Raw genomic sequence first — 19,137 nt, 5'->3', positions numbered from 1 at the left:
CGGTGCCCTCGCCCGGGGGCGAACCGTCGGGGGAACTCGACAACCAAGAGAATCACGGAAGGATTCGATCGATGCAACGATCCACCAAGCGCACAGCCATGACGCTCGCGCTGGGCCTGCCCCTCGCGTTGACGCTCGCTGCCTGCAGCGGAGGAACCGGCGATGCCGGTGACGGTGGCGGCGACGCCGGCGGCGACAACAAGCTGACCGTCTGGGCCTGGGACCCGGCGTTCAACATCTACGCGATGGAAGAGGCCGAGAAGGTCTACCAGGCGGAGAACCCCGACTTCGAGCTCGACATCGTCGAGGTCACGTGGGATGACCTGCAGACCAAGCTCACCACGATCGCGCAGTCGCAGGCGTTCGACGAGCTGCCCGACATCTTCCTCATGCAGAACAACGCGTACCAGAAGAACGTCCTGAACTACCCGGACCTCTTCAGCCCGTTCACGACGGATGCGGTCGACTTCTCCGAGTTCCCGACCTCGGTGGTGGACTACTCCACGATCGATGGTGAGAACTTCGGTGTGCCGTTCGACTCGGGTACCGCCGTCACCGCACTCCGCACCGACGTCCTCGAGCAGGCCGGCTACACGGTCGATGACTTCACCGACATCACGTGGGACGAATACCTCACGATTGGCAAGGACGTCTTTGCCAAGACCGGTCAGCCGCTGCTGTCGGGTCAGGCCGGCTCCGCCGACCTCCCCGTCATGATGCTGCAGTCGGCCGGCGCCAGCCTGTTCGACGACGAAGGCAACCCGACGATCGTCGACAACGATGCGCTGAACGCTGCGGTCGACATGTACACCGAGCTGGTCGAGTCGGGCGTTCTCCTCGAGGTCAACTCCTGGGACGAGTACATCGGCACGCTGGTCAACGGCGCTGTCGGTGGCACGGTCAACGGCATCTGGATCGTCGGTTCGATCCAGACGGCGGCTGACCAGTCCGGCAAGTGGGCCATCACCAATCTGCCCAAGCTCGACGGCATCGACGGTGCGACGAACTACTCCGCCAACGGTGGATCGTCGTGGGCGCTCAGCTCGACCGGCAACACCGAGCTCGCCGAGAAGTTCCTCGCCGAGACGTTCGCCGGTTCGACCGAGCTGTACGACACGATCCTCCCCGTGGCCGGTGCGGTCGCCAACTGGATCCCCGCCGGTGACAGCCCCGTCTACGCGGAGCCGGTCGAGTTCTTCGGCGGACAGCCGATCTTCCAGGAGGTCGTCGCGTTCGGTGCCGAGGTTCCCAGCAACAACACGGGCGCCTACTACTACGAGGGCCGCGACGCGGTCAGCGCAGCGATGACGAAGATCATCGGCGGCGGCGACCGTGACGCCGCTCTGGCCGAGGCTCAGGCCAACGTCGAGTTCGCAATGCAGTAATGCCCCTCGTGGCCGGGGAGGGTTCACCCTCCCCGGCCACACTGGCATTGCCCACCCATAGACGAAAGCGAGATCGACGGTGCCTACTGATACGACCGCTCTGTCGCGGTCCGCGCGCAAGAAAGAAGCGCCACCGCTAGACAATTACATCGGCTCGAAGAAGCCGTGGCTCACCGGCTCGAGGCGCCGGAACCTCACCGGCTGGGTGTTCCTCCTCCCCGCCTCCCTGATGATCTTCGTGGTGAGCTTCATCCCGATGATCCAGGCGTTCTTCCTGTCATTGCAGACAGGTCGAGGCAGCCGGCTCGATTGGGCTGACCCGCTCTGGTACAACTTCGAACGCATGCTGAGCGATGAGATCTTCAAGCTCACGATGTTCAACACGTTCCTGTACCTGATCATCCAGGTGCCGATCATGCTGATCCTGGCGATGGTCCTCGCGAACCTGCTGAACAACCCGAAGCTGAAGTTCAAAGCATTCTGGCGCACGGCGATCTTCCTTCCCGTCGCCGTCTCGCTCGTGTCGTACTCGCTGGTGTTCCGGACGCTGTTCGCGACGGACGGTTTCGTCAACGACATGCTCACCGGCATCGGCGTGCTCCAGGATCCGGTCAACTGGCTCGGTCAGGTCGACACTGCTCGCGCCGTGCTGATCCTCGGACTCATCTGGCGCTGGACCGGCTACAACATGGTGTTCTACCTGGCCGCTCTCCAGAACGTCGACTACTCGAGCATCGAAGCCGCCCGCATGGACGGCGCGAACGCCTGGCAGGTGTTCTGGAACGTCACCGTGCCGCAGCTGAAGCCGATGATCGTGTTCACCGCGATCCTGTCGACCAACGGGACGCTGCAACTGTTCGATGAGTCGTGGGCCCTGACCCTCGGTGGTCCGGCTTACCACACGATGTCGATGTCGCACTATCTCTACGAAGTCTCCTTCCAGAAGAACCCGAACTTCGGCTACGCCGCGGCGATCTCGTACGTGATCTTGATCCTCGTCGCGATCCTCGCCCTGATTCAGATGAAAGTCGGTGACAAGCGTGACTAAGCGACGCTTCCGCGGCCTCCCGGGGTACCTGTTCCTGTCGATCTGGGCACTGTTCTCCCTGTTCCCGCTGTACTTCATGGTCGTCTCGTCGACCAACACGAGCGCCGCCGTCTTGGGCTCGAGCATGTTGCCGGGCGGCGAGCTGATGAACAACATCAGCAAGCTGTTCGCCGCTCAGGATGTCTGGGGTGCGATGGCGACCTCGTTCTACATCGCGATCGGCACCACGGTCCTCGCCTTGATCCTCTGCTCGCTTGCCGGCTACGGCTTCGAGGTCTTCCACTCCAAGGGCAAGGACCGCCTGATGGCGGTGCTGCTGCTGGCGCTGATGATCCCGTTCGCCGCGACGATGATCCCGCTGTTCCAGCTGTTCGCTCGGGTCGGCATGATCAACTCGATTTGGGCTGTCATCATCCCGGCGATCTCGACACCGTTCCTGATCATGCTGTTCCGCCAGTCGTCGCGGTCGTTCCCGCACGAGATCATCGAAGCTGCGCGCATCGATGGGCTGAGCGAGGTCGCGATCTACGCGCGTATCTACATTCCGACGATGAAGGCGACGTTCGCCGCGGCGGCCGTGATCACCTTCATGATGGCGTGGAACAACTTCCTCTGGCCGAAGGTGATCCTCATCAGCGGTGACATCTTCACGATGCCGATGCTCATCGCCAACCTCGGTGGCGGCTACGTCGTCGACTACGGCGTGCTCATGCTCGGCGTGCTGCTGGCGTCGCTGCCGACGATGGTGATCTTCTTCATCCTCCAGCGTCAGTTCGCGCAGGGCATCACGGGGGCTATCAAGTGACATTCGACGCCTCCCGTATCGCGGATCCGCGATACGTCTCTGAAGGGCGCCTGGGCGCGCACTCCGATCACCGCTGGTTCCGCGATGCGGGCGAAGCGGATGCCGGAGCAAGCGGCTACGAGCAGTCCTTGAACGGCCGGTGGAAGATCCACTACGCGAACAATGCCGGAGCGACGATTCCGGGCTTTGAAGCGGTGGACACGGATGTGTCCGGGTGGGATGACATCCCCGTCCCGGCGCACATCCAGCTGCACGGCTACGACCGCCCGCAGTACGTCAACGTCCAGTACCCCTGGGATGGCCGCGAGCAGATCGAGCCCGGCGAGGTGCCCGAGCGCTTCAACCCGGTCGCGTCGTACGTGAAGACCTTCACGCTCGACCGGCCGCTGGAGGTGGGGGAGCGGCTCAGCGTCACCTTCCATGGAGTCGAGAGTGCGATCGCCCTGTGGCTCAACGGGCGGTACATCGGGTACGCGACCGACAGTTTCACGCCGTCGGAGTTCGACCTCACGGACGCCCTCCAGGACGGCGAGAACCGCCTGGCGGCGCAGGTGTTCAAGTGGACGGCCGCGTCGTGGATCGAGGACCAGGACTTCTACCGGTTCTCCGGCATCTTCCGCGACGTGACCCTTTACCGGCGCCCCGCTGCGCACGTCGAGGACGTCCACGTCCGGACCGTGCTCGACGACGACTTCGCGGGAGCGGAGATCATCGTCGCGACCCAGCTCGCCGGCGATGGCTCGGTGAGCGTGCGACTCGAGGGCGTCGGATCCCTAGAAGATCGCGGAGACGGTGTCTTCGGCATCCGGATTGACGCACCCCGTCTGTGGAGCCCGGAGGACCCGGCGCTCTACAACCTCATGATCGAGGTGACGGATGCCGCGGGATCGGTCGTCGAGGTCATCCCGCAACGCGTGGGCATCCGCCGCTTTGCGATCGAGAACGGCGTGCTGACCCTGAATGGCGTCCGCGTCGTCTTCAACGGTGTCAATCGGCACGAGTTCGGCCTGAACGGCCGGGTCGTCGGCCGCGAGCAGACCGATGCCGATCTCCGGGCGCTGAAGCAGGTCGGCGTCAACGCCGTGCGCACGAGCCACTATCCGAACAGCTCGGCGTTCTACGAACTCGCCGACACGTACGGCCTGATGGTCATCGACGAGATGAACCTCGAGAGCCATGGCCTCTGGGACCGGATTCGTGAACTCGACCGGCCCGTGGACGAGTCGGTTCCGGGCGACAAGCCCGAATGGCTGCCCGCGCTGCAGGATCGCGCCGCGAGCATGTTCCACCGTGATCGCAACCACCCGAGCATCGTGATCTGGTCGCTCGGCAACGAGTCGTTCGGTGGCACGAACCTCCGTGACGTGGCCGACTGGTTCCGAGGGGTCGATGACCGGCCCGTGCACTACGAAGGCGTGCACTGGGATCCGCGGTATCCGGAAACGACCGACATCACGAGCCAGATGTACACGACCGCCGCGAACGTCGAGGCGTATCTCGCCGAGAACCGCGACAAGCCGTTCATCCTGTGCGAGTACGCCCACGCGATGGGGAACTCGTTCGGCGCCGTCGACGAGTACGTCGAGCTCGCGTACCGGGAGCCGCTCTTCCAGGGCGGATTCATCTGGGACTTCGCCGACCAGGCGATCGAGCTCACCGACAGGTACGGCGAGACCTTCCTCGGCTACGGCGGAGACTGCGGTGAGTCGCCGCATGACGGTGACTTCTGCGGGAACGGCATCTTCTTCGCCGATCACTCGCCGACGCCCAAGCTCCAAGAGGTGGCGTACCTCTACCAGGGGATGCGCATCCGGATCGGCGCGACCTCGTTCGAGGTCGACAACCGCCTGCTGACCACCTCGACGAGCGCCTACCGCTGCGTCGTGACGTTGGCCCGTGAGGGCGTCGTCCTGCGCGAAGAAGTCATCGAAACCGATGTGGCCGCGCAGACGACCGGCGAGGTCGCGTTGCCGTTCGGTGCGCCGGATGGACCCGGCGAGTACACGGTCGATGTCACTTTCCGCCTGCCGGCCGCGACCAGCTGGGGCCCCGAGGGGCACCGGGTGGCCGGCGAGCAGACGGTGTGGACGGTGGACGGTCCCCCCGCGGTGATCACGCGCGCTCCGGCGCCCGAGCTCATCCGCGGGACTCACAACATCGGTGTGCGCGGCGACGGGTTCTCCACGCTGTTCTCGACGCTCTACGGCGGCATGGCCTCGTATCGCTTCGGGCAGAGTGTCGACGGCGGGCGTGAGCTGCTGGCATCCATGCCGAAGCCGAACTTCTGGCACGCGCCGACGGCCAACGAGCGCGGTTGGGGCGGTCCTTTCGAGGACGGCCAGTGGCTGCTCGCCAGCCGCTACGCGCGCGTTCAGAACTCGATGACGTCCACGCGCGTGCGTCAGGACGACGAGTCGGTGACCGTGTCGTATCGGTACGAGTTGCCGACGCAGCCGGCGACGGCCGTCGAGGTCGACTATCGCGTCGACGGCGCGGGTCGTGTCGAGGTGACGCAGACGCTGCAGCTCGTCGATGGGTTGCCTGACCTTCCCGAATTCGGGATGCTGCTGGCTGTGGATGCCGACTTCCATCGTCTCCGCGTTTACGGTGAGGGACCGGAAGAGTCCTACATCGACCGACGCGGCGGCGCGCGACTCGACGTCTATGAGCGCGATGTGCGCACCGAGCTCACGCCGTACCTACGGCCGCAGGAAGCGGGCAGCCGCACGGGTGTCCGCTGGGCGGAGATCACCGATCGCCGAGGCGCCGGCATCCGTGTCGACAGTGCGGGCGGGATGGAGTTCTCGGCGTTGCCGTGGACGCCGTTCGAGATCGAGAACGCCGAACACCACACCGAGCTCCCGCCGATCCACCGCACCGTGTTGCGCCCTGCGCTCATGCGGCGCGGCGTCGGTGGCGACGACTCGTGGGGCGCGCGGACGCTGCCGGAATATCGGCTGCCGCGTTCGGGTGAACTTGTGTTCCGGTTCTCCTTCCAGGGAATCTGACGTGCTCGAGCGCGCGTCGTCGATGCGAGACGTCGCCCGCATGGCGGGCGTCTCGCTGCAGACGGTGTCGCGCGTCGCCAACGGCGAACCGCACGTGGCCGACGCGAAGCGGGAGCGGGTGCTCGCGGCCATGCAAGACCTCGAGTACCGCCCTAATTCGGCGGCGCGGGCGATGCGGCGCGGTGCCTACCGGTCGGTGGGAGTGGTCTACCACTCGCTCCATTCGGTAGGCACCCACCGCTCGCTCGAGGAGATCTCCGAGCGCGCCGCCGCCCACGGCTATGGGACGACGATCATGCCCGTGGCGGCGGCATCCGGCCGTGCCGCGAGCAGCGCGTTCACACGGCTCGGAGAGATGGCGGTGGACGCCGTCATCGTCGTCTTCCCGTCTCCGTTCGGGCTCGATGCGACCCTCGAGATCCCGACTGCGGTGCCCCTCGTGGTGCTCGGTCCGCCGCAGGGCGGAGGGTCGTCGTCGGTCGGCTTCGACCAGGACGGCGGCGCCGTGCAAGCGATCGAGCACCTGCTCGAGCTCGGGCATCCGACGATCCATCACGTCGCCGGACCGGCCGACAGCTTCTCCGGCGCCGCGCGCACGGCGGCGTGGCGCCGCTTGCTGGAGGCCGACGGGCGGAGGATCACGGCGTACGGCCACGGGGACTGGAGCGCTGAGTCCGGTTACACCCTCACCCGGCGGATGCTGGAGACCGAGCGCCCGTCCGCGATCTTCGTCGGCAACGACCAGATGGCGTTGGGTACGTACCGCGCGCTTGCGGAGGCGGGACTGCGGGTTCCCGAGGACGTCTCGGTGGTCGGCTTCGACGATGTCGACGAGGCGCCGATGTACGCGCCGCCGCTGACGACCGTCGCGCAGGACTGGGACGGGCTCGGCCGCGAGTCGCTGCGGATCGCGCTGTCGATGACCCACGGCGGCGCACCCGAGGACGTGAATCTGCCGCTGCGTCTCATCGTGCGGGACTCGACCGCCCGGTACCGCCCCGCCTGAGGTCAGATCAGTCCGTTGCGCACGAAGGCGTGGTGGATGCCGTCGGCGTCGAGGAACACGGCACGGCGCTGGAAGTCGGGAGTCATGGTGTCCTTTCCGGAAAACGGGCACCATGCGCCCGCGATTTTCAGGTCAGGCCTGCAGCGACGCGCCGTTGGTGCGGATGACGTCGGCGTACCAGTCGAACGAGCGCTTCTTGAAGCGGTCGAGCGTGCCCGTGCCGTCGTCGTTGCGGTCGACGTAGATGAAGCCGTACCGCTTGCTGAGCTGCGCGGTCGACGCGCTGACGACGTCGATGCAGCCCCACGTCGTGTAGCCCATCAGATCGACGCCGTCCGCGATCGCTTCACCGACCGCCTCGAGGTGGGCCTGCAGGTAGGCGATGCGGTAATCGTCGACGACGGTCTTCACCCCGTCGATCTCGACGAGCACGTCCTTCGCGCCGAGGCCGTTCTCCACGATGAACAGCGGCTTCTGCCACCGGTCCCAGAACTGGTTGAGCACGATGCGTAGGCCGACGGGGTCGATCTGCCAGCCCCACTCCGATTCCTTGAGCGTCGGGTTCTTCACGCCGCCGAAGAGGTTTCCCTCACCGATCTGGCGCTTCGACTCGTCGACCGTCTCGCAGATCGAGGAGTAATAGCTGAACGAGACGAAGTCGACCGTGTTCTCCTTGAGGAGGGCTTTGTCCTCGTCGCTGATGACGAGTTCGACACCCTGCTCGCGCAGGCTCCGCAGGTAGTAGCCCGGATACTCGCCGCGCACGTGGATATCACCGAAGGCGAGGTTCGTGCGCTCGGTGGTGAGTGAAGCGAACACGTCGTCCGGGTTCGGGGTGAGCGGGTAGACGGGCATGGACAGCACCATGCATCCGATCTGCGCGTTCGGGGCCAGTTCGCGGGCGATCTTGGTGGCCGACGCCGATGCGACGAGCTCGTGGTGCACGGCCTGGTAAAGGTCGGACAGCACGCGTTCGCGACCGGAGTCGTCGATCGAAATGACGACGTTGTTGTTGAGCACCTTGTCCACAGCGACCGCGTGGGCAGCGTTGCCGGGATTGCTCATGGCCAGCAGTCTAGAAGCCCGAGTGCGTCGGCGGGTGCTGTCGGAAGACTCCGGGCCACATCGCCTCGCTCGCCGCCTCGGTCGGCGTGACGAAAGCAGGCTGGATCGACCCGAGGCCGCCGTTCACGCCACGCGCGCGCCGATTCAGCCTGCACCTCGTACCGATGCGGCCGCTGCTCAGGTGCCCGGCGATACCCTGGGAACATGACCGAATCTGAATCCACCCCCGTGCGCAGCACCGGCCCCCGGCAGGTCCGCCCGCGCACCGAAGGCTGGACGCAGAAGCTCGATGCCGACGGCAAGCCGCTCCTGCAGTTCGCGGCGCCCAAGAAGGGCATGCCGCCGGTCCACCTGGCCGACCTCACGCCCGACGAGCGCGTCGCCAAGGTGAAGGAGCTCGGGATGCCGGGCTTCCGTGCCGCGCAGCTGGAGAAGCACTACTTCCAGCACTACACGTCCGACCCCGCCCACATGACGGATCTGCCGGCATCCGGTCGTGATGAGCTGGCCGCCGGCATGTTGCCGCACCTGCTGACCGAAGTGCGACGCCTCGAGACCGACCGCGGCGACACGATCAAGTTCCTGTGGAAGCTGCACGACGGCGCCCTCGTCGAGTCGGTGCTCATGCGCTACACCGGCCGCATCACGCTCTGCGTGTCGTCGCAAGCGGGCTGCGGCATGAACTGCCCGTTCTGCGCGACGGGGCAGGCCGGGCTCACCCGGAACATGTCGGCGGCCGAGATCGTCGAGCAGGTCGTGCGCGCCAATCGGTTGATCGCCGAGGGCGGTCTCGGTGACCCGCGCCGCGTCGGGCACGAGGACGAGCGCGTCACGAACATCGTCTTCATGGGGATGGGTGAGCCGCTCGCCAACTACAACCGCGTCATGCAGGCCGTGCGCACGATGGTCGACAAGAAGCACGGACTCGGGATGAGCGCCCGCGGCATCACGGTCTCGACCGTGGGTCTCGTGCCGGCGATCAACAAGCTCGCCGCGGAGGACATCCCGGTGACCTTCGCGCTGTCGTTGCACGCCCCCGACGATCTGCTGCGCGACGAGATGATCCCGATCAACTCGCGGTGGAAAGTCGATGAGGCCCTCGACGCTGCCCGCGGCTACTTCGAGAAGACCGGGCGTCGCGTCTCGATCGAATATGCCCTGATCAAGGACATGAACGACCACGCGTGGCGTGCCGACCTGCTCGCCGACAAGCTCAACGCCCGCGGGCGGGGCTGGGTGCACGTGAACCCCATCCCGCTGAACCCGACGCCGGGATCGGTGTGGACGGCGTCGGAGGTCCCCGTGCAGAACGAGTTCGTCCGGCGTCTCAACGAAGCCGGCATTCCGACGACCCTCCGCGATACGCGCGGCAAAGAGATCGACGGCGCCTGCGGGCAGCTCGTCGCGACGGAAGAAGACCAGGCCGTCGCCGCCGGGGTCCCGACCGACTGACCCCCGGCATCCACCGCGCCGGTAGCGTGGAGACATGGTCAACTATCGCTATCTCGGTAACAGCGGCTTCAAGGTCTCGGAGATCACCTACGGCAACTGGGTGACGCACGCGTCGCAGGTCGGCAACGAGGCCGCCATCGCTACGGTCCACAAGGCGCTGGATCTCGGCATCACCTCGTTCGACACCGCCGACACGTATGCCAACACCGCCGCAGAGGTCGTCCTCGGTGAGGCACTCAAAGGCCTCGATCGTACGGACTACGAGGTCTTCACCAAGGTCTACTGGCCGATCGGCAAGAAGGGCCCGAACGATCAAGGGCTGTCGCGCAAGCACATCTTCGACGGCATCCATGGGTCGCTCAGCCGGCTCGGCGTGGACTACGTCGACCTTTACCAGGCCCACCGCTACGACTACGAAACCCCGCTCGAAGAGACGATGCAGGCGTTCGCCGACATCGTCCGTCAGGGCAAGGCGATGTACATCGGTGTCTCGGAATGGACGGCGGAGCAGCTGCGCGAGGGCGCTGCGCTCGCGAAGGAGCTGAAGTTCCCGCTCGTGTCGAACCAGCCGCAGTACTCCGCGCTGTGGCGGGTCATCGAGGGCAAGGTCGTGCCGGCCTCGGAAGAGCTCGGCATCTCGCAGATCGTCTGGTCGCCGATGGCGCAGGGAGTGCTGAGCGGTAAGTATCTGCCCGGTCAGCCGGTGCCCGAGGGATCGCGTGCGACCGACGAGAAGAGCGGCGCGAACTTCATCTCGCGGTTCATGAAGGACGACGTCCTCACGGCGGTGCAGAACCTGAAGCCCATCGCCGAACAGGCCGGACTCACGTTGCCGCAGCTCTCGATCGCCTGGGTGCTGCAGAACCCGAACGTCGCCGCGGCGCTCGTCGGCGCGTCACGTCCGGAGCAGCTCGAAGACTCGGTCAAGGCCTCCGGAGTCGTGCTGGATGCCGAGGTCCTCGCGGCGATCGATGCGGCGCTCGCGCCCGTCGCCGTCACCGACGTCGAGCAGACCTACACCGTGTCGCCGAAGGGTCGGCCCGCCTGAGCCATGGGGATGACGAGCGCCGGGATTCTCCTCTATCGGCTCGCCGAGAGGGAGATCGAGGTGCTCGTCGCCCACATGGGTGGCCCGTACTGGGTCGGGAAAGACGCGGCAGCGTGGTCCATTCCCAAAGGGGAATACGACCCTGAGGTCGAGTCTCCGCTGGATGCGGCGAAGCGGGAGTTCCGCGAAGAGCTGGGCGTGGACGCGCCGACTCTCGGCTACGCCGAGCTGGGGAGCTTCGTGTACTCCTCCGGCAAACGGGTGACCGTTTTCGTCGCCGAGGGAGCTGACTTCCCTGCATCCGGTTTTACGTTCGGTGAGTTCGAGCTCGAGTGGCCCCCGCGTTCCGGCCGGAGGCAGAGGTTCCCCGAGCTCGATCGTGCGGAGTGGATGCCGCTCGACGTTGCGCGCCCTCGACTGGTGAAGGGTCAGCGGCCCGCGCTCGATCGTCTCGCGGAGTATCTCGCCGCGGCCTCGCAGTGATCGCGGGTGTCAGCGCTTCTTGGCGGGGGCGGAAGACACGTCGAGCTGCTCGTGGAGGCCGCCGAGCGAGGACCAGGCGCTCGCGGTGCCCTTCGCGGCATGTTCGGCGCCGCGCACAGCGCGCTCGTCGGCCCACTCGTTGAGCACGTGCCCGCGGTGACCGCGCACGTGCTCCAACACGACATCGGGGAGTCCCGCGGCACGGCGGGCATCGCGTGCGATGATCAGCTGCTCGAGCAGGTCGCGGTTCTTGGTCGGCGCTCCGGTCGAGGTCTTCCAGCCGCGGCGGCGGTGCGCATCCATCCACGAGGAGTACGTGTCGATCGCGTACTTGGAGTCGGCCTGCACCAGAAGATGCGCGACATCGGCGTGATCCTCGATCGCCTTCAGCATGCCCAGGAGCTCGCCGATGTTGTTCGTGCCCTCCGGCAATGCGCCGGCGGCCCAGTGCCCGTCCTCACCGACCCATGCCCAGCCGGTCGGCCCCGGATTGCCCTTGCACGCGCCGTCGGTGGCCACGGTGTACGGCTTATCTGTCACCCCTCGACGGTAGCCGATCAGGGGCCGGCGAGCTCACGACGTCGCATCAGCAGGAGGGATGCCGCGGTTCCCCCGACCGTGACGAGCGCCACCCACCAGAGCCCGCGCAGGTCGACATCCCCGCCGCTCGGAACCGGTGTCGCCGCGAAGGGTGACACGTGGATGAGCGCGTCGGGGAAGGCGAACAGCGGCCCGAAGAGCCCGACGACCAACCCCAGGATGACCAGGCTCCACGACAGCGTCATCGTCGCGCGCGGGGCGAGCACGAACACGAGGGCGCTCAGTGCGAGGAAGACCGCGGCCGCTCCGGCTTGGCCGGCGCCGGTGACCACGGCATCCATCATCAGCTCGGCCGGTGCAGCGTCGACCGAGGCGAGTCCGAGCGCGGCGCCGATGATTCCCGCGCCGATGATCGCGATGATGCCGACCGCGGCGACCAGCAGGTATCCGCTGAGCCATCGCACGCGCGAGAGCGGCGTGGCGAGTACCGCTTCGGCGAGACCTCGCATCTCGTCCTGCCGTGCGCGACACACGAGTTGCACCGCGCAGCACCCCGCGAGCACGCCGAGCATCGTGAAGAAGATGACGATCGACCCTTGGGTCAACGAACCCTGCTGCGCGACTGCGTGAAGGATCTGCTGGATCGCCGGGAGGTCGCCTGCGACATCGGCGAGCACCGAAGCCATTTTCGTCGCCAGGATGCCGATGACCAGTCCGCCCACCGCCCATCCGGCGATGGCCGCCCAGCTCAGCCGCCACAGCAGTCCGGTGTGCGTCGACAACAGTCCGCTGGCTTCGGCCGGCCCGCGCCGGTCGGGGAGGGCGCTCGCGCCGACATCCCGCTGGACGGCGATCGCGCCGGCCACCCCTGTCACCACCACCGCGGCGGTGAAACTCAGCAGGAGGGGAGCCGGGCTGTCGTCGGCGAAGGGGCGCGTCTGTTCGGCCCACCCGAACGGCGACAGCCACGCGAGCGGAGCGCTCTCGATCCGAGCCAGATCGGCGCTCGGCGTGCCGATCGCATTGCCGAGGCCTGCGACGAGGTAGCCGATCATGATCGTCCAGACGCCGATCGCGTTCGCCGCACGAGCCGTCTGCACGAGCTGCGCCGCCAACAATGCGACACCGAGGAAGACCACGCCGACGCTCGCCGTGGCCAGTCCCACGAGCACCGCGCCCCCGATCGCCTCGCCTGAGCCGACGAAGACCGCAGCGACCAGCGTCGCGAGCAGGATATTCGCGGCGAGGCCTTCGATGAGCGTCGCGATCAGCGGCGCGGTGCGGCCGGCCGGCGTCGCCGCGATGAGGTCGCCGCGCCCGGATTCCTCCTCACCGCGGGTGTGGCGCACCGCCAGGAACGAGCTCATGAATGCTGCGGCCATCGCGAGGAACGGGAGGATCAGGAACACCAGGAACGCGCCCTCGTCGGCCCCCGACGGCAGCCCGCGGAACAACAGGATGACCGGATTGACCATGACGGTCGCCAGCAGCGCTTCGCGGTGCGCGAGTGTGCCGAAACTGCTCTGCACGCCGGCGAAGGCGGATGCCGCCAGCAGCGCCGTCCCGCCGATCCACATCAGCAGCTGCCAGCGGTCGCGGCGCAATCGGTGGTGAAGGAGCGCGCCGACACCGGTCATCGCCGCTCCCGGCGTTCCCGTCGGGTGGCCGGCGCGGCCTCGGCCGGCGCCGCGTCATCCCCAGGCGCCGCATCCCCGTATTGCCGAAGGAAGAGCTCCTCGAGGCTCGGCGGCACGATCTGCAGCCCCGTTGCCCCGGCGGCGGCAATCGCCGGAAGCGCGGCGGTCACGGCATCCGAATCGAGTGTGAAAGTGACCCGCCCATCGATCGTGCGTCGGTCGTGTGCCCCCGGGATCTCGGCCGACGCAGCGACGCCCTCGGCGACGAAGGAGACCTGGGTACGAGTGAGGTGGCGGAGCTCGGCGAGCGTCCCGGATTCGACGATGCGGCCGGTGCGGATGATCGACAACCGGTCGCACAGGACCTCGACCTCCGACAGAATGTGGCTCGACAGAAGGACGGTCGCCCCGTCGCCGCGCACGCGCCTGATCTCGTGCCGGAAGACGACTTCCATCACGGGGTCCAGGCCGCTCGTCGGCTCGTCGAGGATGTACAGATCTGCGGGCGCCGCGAATGCGGCGATCAGCGCGACTTTCTGGCGGTTGCCCTTCGAGTAGGCGCGTCCTTTCACCGTGGGGTCGAAGTGAAAGGCATCCATCAGTCGTGCCCGCTCAGCGCGGTAGTGATCGTCGTGGCGCGTCACACCGCGCAACCGCGCCAGGAGGTCGATCGCCTCGCCGCCGGAGAGGTTCGGCCACGTGCTGACATCACCCGGAACATACGCGATGCGACGGTGCAGCGTCGCGGCAGATTCCCACGGATCGGCATCGAACACCGTGACCTGGCCACCCGTCGCGCGAGCCAGGCCCAACAGGATGCGGATGGTCGTGGACTTGCCGGCCCCGTTCGGTCCCAGGAATCCGTGAACGTGGCCCGCGTCCACAATGAGGTCGAGACCGTCGAGTGCGAGGGTATGGCCGTAGCGCTTCTGCAGCCCTTCGGCGCGGATGACGGTGCCCATGAGCAGACGCTACGCCCGATCGGGTCACCGCGCGAGAGGACATGCGTCTCCGCTCTCGTGTATACGAAAGGGTGATCGCTGTGACTGTACGTCGACTTCCGTTGGCTTTATGTATACACTGGGCGAGAAGCGACGAGGAGGTGCAGCGCATGAGGGCCAGTGACCGCGCGTACCGCACGCTTCTCGACGAGATCCAGTCCGGCGCCCTCGCGGCCGGCGCCGTCCTCGGTGAAGTCGAGCAGTCCACGCGGCTCGGCGTCAGCCGCACGCCGCTCCGCGAAGCTCTCGGGCGCCTGGTCGCCGATGGCCTCGTCGTCCAGGCATCACCCCGTGTCACCGTCGTCGCCGACATCGACACCGGTGACATCCGAGAGCTTTTCGAGGTGCGCCGCGCTCTGGAAGAGACCGCTGCGCGGCTGGCGTCCGCTCGCGGCGATGCCGCGCTGTTCGCCGCGCTCGCCGCCGAGTTCACCGACATGGATGCAGCCGCAACTCCCGACGCGTACTACGAGCTCATCGCACGCTTCGACGCCGCGCTCGATGCCGCGGTCGCCAACGACTATCTCACCGGGGCGTTGCGGACGATCCGCACGCACCTCGTGCGCGTGCGCCGCCTCGCCCGCGACAATCCGGCGCGCCTGGCGGCATCCGTCGCGGAACATCGGCTGATCGCCGCCGCCGTGGCCGACCGCGATGCCGACCTTGCCGCGCACGCCACGCACGTCCATCTGCACAATGCGCTGACCAGCATCCTCGGATCGCTGGAGAGCGACGAGACACCGACCGGAAGGGTCCCCGCATGACCGTCACACATCACGTCCGCGTCCACCGGAGCGAGGAAGAACTCGCCCGGGAAGACCAGCTCGCGTTCAAGATCGCCCAGGTCGCCGTCGACCCGGTCGAGGTGGAACCCGAGGTGGTCGACATGATCATCAACCGCGTGATCGACAATGCGGCGGTGGCCGCGGCATCCCTCACCCGGGCGCCGGTCAGCGCCGCGCGGGCGCAGGCGCTCGACCACCCCGTGTCGCGGAACGGCGCCGGCGCGAGCGTCTTCGGCACCGAAGAACTCTCGAGCCCCGAGTGGGCGGCGTGGGCCAACGGTGTCGCCGTACGCGAACTGGACTACCACGACACCTTCCTCGCGGCCGAGTATTCGCACCCGGGCGACAACATCCCGCCGATCCTCGCGGTCGCCCAGCACGTCGGTGCCGACGGCGCCGCGCTCGTCCGGGGGCTCGCGACCGGATACGAGATCCAGGTCGACCTCGTGAAGGCGATCTGCCTGCACAAGCACAAGATCGACCACGTCGCCCATCTCGGCCCCTCCGCCGCGGCCGGCATCGGCACGCTCCTCGGATTGGATGCCGGGGTCATCGCACAGGCCGTCGCCCAGGCCCTGCACACCACGACCGCGACGCGCCAGTCGCGCAAGGGCGAGATCTCGACGTGGAAGGCGCACGCTCCCGCCTTCGCCGGCAAGATGGCCGTCGAAGCCGTCGATCGCGCGATGCGTGGTGAGACGAGCCCGGCGCCGATCTACGAAGGCGAAGACGGCGTCATCGCCTGGATGCTGGACGGCCCGCAGGCCGCCTACGACGTCCCGTTGCCGGCCACCGGAGAGGCCAAGCGCGCGATCCTCGATTCGTACACGAAGGAGCACTCGGCGGAGTACCAGGCGCAGGCATGGATCGACCTGGCCCGGAAGCTCCACGGCGAACGCTCCTTCGACCCGGCCGATGTCGCCGCGATCGTGCTGCACACTTCGCACCACACCCACTACGTGATCGGCTCGGGCGCGAACGATCCCCAGAAGTACGACCCGACCGCATCGCGCGAGACCCTCGACCACTCGATCCCGTACATCTTCACGGTCGCGCTGCAGGACGGCGGCTGGCACCACGTGGACTCCTATCTGCCGTCGCGCGCACAGCGCGCCGATACCGTCGCGCTGTGGCAGAAGGTCACGACCGCGGAGGATGCCGAGTGGACGCGGCGCTACCACTCCGAAGACCCGGCCGAGAAGGCCTTCGGCGGTCGCGTCGAGATCACTCTGACCGACGGCTCGACCATCGTCGATGAGATCGCTGTCGCCGACGCCCACCCGCTCGGCGCCCGCCCGTTCGCGCGTGCGGACTACATCGCGAAGTTCCGGCTCCTGGCCGAGCCCGTCCTGACTTCCGCCGAGATCGACCGCTTCCTGGATCTCGCCGAGCGCCTGCCCGCACTCACCCCCGCGGAGGTGCGGGAGCTCAACATCGTCGCCCGCGACGGCGTTCTGGCCTCCGCCCCGTCCCCGACCGGCCTGTTCTGATGCCGGCCACCGCGCTCTCCCCGTACCGTTTGCAGGATCAGACCACACCAATCGTGTCGGTAGACGGCTCTCGGGGCCCGGGCCTGTGGTCTGATCCTGCAGTCGGTACGCGGGCGCGGCGAGACGTCGCGCGGAAAGGGAAGAGCTGATGTTGTATGCACAGACGCCGGCCGCTGAAAAGCGGCGGATCCTCCGGGAGCGGCTCGCCGCAGGCGAGATGCTGCGGTTTCCGGGCGCCTTCAATCCGCTGTCGGCACGGCTCATCGAGCAGAAGGGCTTCGACGGGGTGTACATCTCGGGCGCCGTCCTGTCGGCCGACCTCGGCCTCCCCGACATCGGCCTGACGACGCTGACCGAGGTCGCCGGCCGCGGTCAACAGATCGCGCGCATGACCGATCTCCCCGCGATCATCGACGCCGACACCGGCTTCGGCGAGCCGATGAACGTGGCGCGCACGATTCAGACCCTCGAAGACGCGGGCCTCGCCGGCACGCACATCGAGGACCAGGTCAATCCGAAGCGCTGCGGTCACCTCGACGGAAAATCGGTCGTCGACGAGAACACAGCGATCAAGCGCATCCGCGCCGCAGTCGATGCCCGCCGCGACCCAAACTTCCTCATCATGGCGCGCACCGACATCCGCGCCGTCGAAGGGCTGCCCGCCGCGATCGACCGCGCGAAAGCGCTGGTGGATGCCGGGGCCGACGCGATCTTCCCCGAGGCGATGAAGGACCTCGGCGAGTTCGAGGCCATGGCCGACGCCCTGGACGTGCCGATCCTCGCGAACATGACCGAGTTCGGGAAGAGCGAACTGTTCTCCGTGGACCAGTTGACGGATGCCGGTGTTCAGCTCGTCATCTGGCCGGTGTCGCTTCTGCGGATGGCGATGGGAGCCGCGGGCCGAGCTCTCGATACCCTGACGGAAGCCGGTCACCTCACGAGCCGCCTCGACGAGATGCAGCATCGCGCCGATCTGTACGACCTGCTCGACTACGAGTCGTACAGCCACTTCGACACCAACGTCTTCACCTTCCAGATCGACCGATGACACCTTTCGCCCGGCGACCGGGTGATGAGAGAGGATCGAGCACTATGACGGACATCAAGAAGGGCCTTGCCGGGGTTGTCGCCGACGTCACCGCGGTCAGCAAGGTCAACCCGGAAACGAACTCGCTGCTCTATCGGGGATACCCGGTGCACGAGCTCGCGGCGACGCAATCCGCCGAGGCGGTCGCCTACCTGCTGTGGAACGGCGAGCTCCCGGATGCCGCTCAACTCGCCGAGCTGCGGGCCACCGAGCGCGCCCACCGCGCCCTCGCCGATGACGTGAAAGCCGTCATCGACCTCACCCCTCTGGGGGCGCACCCGATGGACGAGATCCGATCGGCGGTCAGCGCCCTCGGCGCGCGGGACCTCGCCGGGACGGGGTCGGTGCTCGACGCGAGCGGCACCCCGGAACAGAACCTCGAGCGCAGCATCCGCCTCTTCGCGGCGCTCCCGGCGATCGTCGCGTACGGGCAGCGCCGCCGCCGCGGACAGGACCTCATCCCGCCGCGCGATGATCTCGACTACGCCGCCAACTTCCTCTGGATGACCTTCGGCGAGGAGTTCGACCCCGTCGTCGTCGACGCGTTCAACCGCTCGATGATTCTGTACGCGGAGCACTCGTTCAACGCGTCGACGTTCACCGCGCGCGTCATCACGTCGACGCTGAGCGATCTGTACTCGGCTGTCGTCGGTGCGATCGGGGCGCTCAAGGGGCCCCTGCACGGCGGGGCGAACGAAGCGGTGCTGCACATTTTCGACGAGATCGGGGATGCCGACAACGTCGTCGCCTGGCTCGACGACGCCCTGGCCCACAAGCGCAAGATCATGGGCTTCGGTCACCGCGTCTACAAGCACGGCGACTCGCGCGTGCCGACGATGAAGGCGGCGCTGGACACCCTCATCGCCTACTACGACCGGCCCGACGTCGAGGCGCTCTACACGACCCTCGAGTCGGAGTTCGTGGCCCGGAAGGGGATCTACCCGAACTTGGATTACCCGTCCGGTCCGGCCTACAACCTGATGGGGTTCGACACCCTCACCTTCACGCCGCTCTTCGTTGCCGCGCGGGTCGTCGGGTGGACCGCGCACGTCATGGAGCAGACGGCGGCGAACGCCCTGATCCGTCCCCTGTCGGAGTATGTCGGCCCCGACGAGCGCCACATCGACGGATTCGTCGACGAAGTCGGTACGTCCACGATCTCGCTCCGCGAAGTGGAAGCCGAGGGCTGACGCGGGAGCTGACGAGGACGGCTGACGCGGAGGTCTGACAGGGCGGCTCACGCGCAGCCGGATTCGCCCGGCTGCCGGGATGAGAGACTTCTCATCCCAAACTGTGA

At 67.2% G+C, this 19,137-nt stretch carries 15 protein-coding genes and 1 pseudogene; 12 read left to right on the top strand and 4 right to left on the bottom strand.

Annotated features, from left to right (window positions below):
- Positions 1-71: 71 nt before the first annotated feature.
- The 5 genes from N4R40_RS09035 (at position 72) to N4R40_RS09015 (ending at position 7,252) form a co-directional block, all read left to right on the top strand.
- Complete coding sequence (locus N4R40_RS09035; protein WP_261607035.1) at positions 72-1,385, top strand: ABC transporter substrate-binding protein; 1,314 nt, start codon at positions 72-74, stop codon at positions 1,383-1,385.
- A 79-nt stretch (positions 1,386-1,464) separates the two neighbouring features.
- Entirely contained in the window at positions 1,465-2,433 is a 969-nt protein-coding gene (locus N4R40_RS09030; RefSeq protein WP_261607034.1) for a carbohydrate ABC transporter permease, read from the top strand.
- Positions 2,426-3,238: a carbohydrate ABC transporter permease gene (locus N4R40_RS09025; protein WP_261607033.1), complete on the top strand. Its 813-nt coding sequence runs from the start codon at positions 2,426-2,428 to the stop codon at positions 3,236-3,238. Before N4R40_RS09030 ends, N4R40_RS09025 begins: the two co-directional genes overlap by 8 nt.
- Positions 3,235-6,246: a glycoside hydrolase family 2 TIM barrel-domain containing protein gene (locus N4R40_RS09020; RefSeq protein WP_261607032.1), complete on the top strand. Its 3,012-nt coding sequence runs from the start codon at positions 3,235-3,237 to the stop codon at positions 6,244-6,246. The genes N4R40_RS09025 and N4R40_RS09020 overlap by 4 nt, the downstream gene beginning before the upstream one ends.
- A gap of 1 nt (position 6,247) precedes the next feature.
- Positions 6,248-7,252, top strand: coding sequence for a LacI family DNA-binding transcriptional regulator (locus N4R40_RS09015; protein WP_261607031.1), 1,005 nt, complete (start codon positions 6,248-6,250; stop codon positions 7,250-7,252).
- Between the two features lie 132 nt (positions 7,253-7,384).
- On the opposite strand, the pseudogene N4R40_RS09010 reads toward N4R40_RS09015, so the two are convergent.
- A pseudogene (locus N4R40_RS09010) lies at positions 7,385-8,215 on the bottom strand (family 1 glycosylhydrolase); the annotation flags it as partial.
- A 306-nt stretch (positions 8,216-8,521) separates the two neighbouring features.
- Between N4R40_RS09010 and rlmN the strand changes: the two are divergent.
- From rlmN to N4R40_RS08995, 3 genes are read left to right on the top strand one after another with little or no spacing between them, the layout of a single operon-like run.
- Positions 8,522-9,769 (top strand): 23S rRNA (adenine(2503)-C(2))-methyltransferase RlmN, encoded by a 1,248-nt coding sequence (rlmN, locus tag N4R40_RS09005; protein ID WP_261607030.1) that lies wholly within the window; start codon positions 8,522-8,524, stop codon positions 9,767-9,769.
- A gap of 34 nt (positions 9,770-9,803) precedes the next feature.
- Complete coding sequence (locus tag N4R40_RS09000) at positions 9,804-10,817, top strand: aldo/keto reductase family protein (protein WP_261607029.1); 1,014 nt, start codon at positions 9,804-9,806, stop codon at positions 10,815-10,817.
- Positions 10,818-10,820: 3 nt separating this feature from the next.
- Positions 10,821-11,300, top strand: a complete 480-nt coding sequence (locus N4R40_RS08995; RefSeq protein WP_261607028.1) for an NUDIX domain-containing protein — start codon at positions 10,821-10,823, stop codon at positions 11,298-11,300.
- A 9-nt stretch (positions 11,301-11,309) separates the two neighbouring features.
- Here the strand turns inward: N4R40_RS08995 and N4R40_RS08990 are convergent, their stop codons facing one another.
- From N4R40_RS08990 to N4R40_RS08980, 3 genes are read right to left on the bottom strand one after another with little or no spacing between them, the layout of a single operon-like run.
- Positions 11,310-11,840 carry a ribonuclease H family protein gene (locus N4R40_RS08990; protein WP_261607027.1) on the bottom strand — a complete coding sequence of 177 codons (531 nt, stop codon included), beginning with the start codon at positions 11,838-11,840 and terminating at the stop codon, positions 11,310-11,312.
- A gap of 17 nt (positions 11,841-11,857) precedes the next feature.
- Positions 11,858-13,477 carry an ABC transporter permease gene (locus tag N4R40_RS08985; RefSeq protein WP_261607026.1) on the bottom strand — a complete coding sequence of 540 codons (1,620 nt, stop codon included), beginning with the start codon at positions 13,475-13,477 and terminating at the stop codon, positions 11,858-11,860.
- Entirely contained in the window at positions 13,474-14,439 is a 966-nt protein-coding gene (locus tag N4R40_RS08980) for an ABC transporter ATP-binding protein (protein ID WP_261607025.1), read from the bottom strand. Before N4R40_RS08980 ends, N4R40_RS08985 begins: the two co-directional genes overlap by 4 nt.
- 149 nt (positions 14,440-14,588) lie before the next feature.
- Between N4R40_RS08980 and N4R40_RS08975 the strand changes: the two genes are divergently transcribed.
- The 4 genes from N4R40_RS08975 (at position 14,589) to N4R40_RS08960 (ending at position 19,030) form a co-directional block, all read left to right on the top strand.
- The gene (locus N4R40_RS08975) at positions 14,589-15,242 is read left to right on the top strand and encodes a GntR family transcriptional regulator (protein ID WP_261607024.1); all 654 of its coding nucleotides are present in this window, start codon (positions 14,589-14,591) and stop codon (positions 15,240-15,242) included.
- The gene (locus N4R40_RS08970; RefSeq protein ID WP_261607023.1) at positions 15,239-16,753 is read left to right on the top strand and encodes an MmgE/PrpD family protein; all 1,515 of its coding nucleotides are present in this window, start codon (positions 15,239-15,241) and stop codon (positions 16,751-16,753) included. Before N4R40_RS08975 ends, N4R40_RS08970 begins: the two co-directional genes overlap by 4 nt.
- 148 nt (positions 16,754-16,901) lie before the next feature.
- Positions 16,902-17,801 carry a methylisocitrate lyase gene (gene prpB, locus N4R40_RS08965; RefSeq protein WP_261607022.1) on the top strand — a complete coding sequence of 300 codons (900 nt, stop codon included), beginning with the start codon at positions 16,902-16,904 and terminating at the stop codon, positions 17,799-17,801.
- 44 nt (positions 17,802-17,845) lie between these two features.
- The gene (locus N4R40_RS08960; protein WP_261607021.1) at positions 17,846-19,030 is read left to right on the top strand and encodes a bifunctional 2-methylcitrate synthase/citrate synthase; all 1,185 of its coding nucleotides are present in this window, start codon (positions 17,846-17,848) and stop codon (positions 19,028-19,030) included.
- Positions 19,031-19,137: the final 107 nt, after the last annotated feature.

This window comes from Microbacterium memoriense (genome assembly GCF_025398275.1).
Classification (GTDB): domain Bacteria; phylum Actinomycetota; class Actinomycetes; order Actinomycetales; family Microbacteriaceae; genus Microbacterium; species Microbacterium memoriense.
Note: the sequence above shows the minus strand (reverse complement) of the source record. Positions and strands in the feature narration are given on the sequence as shown.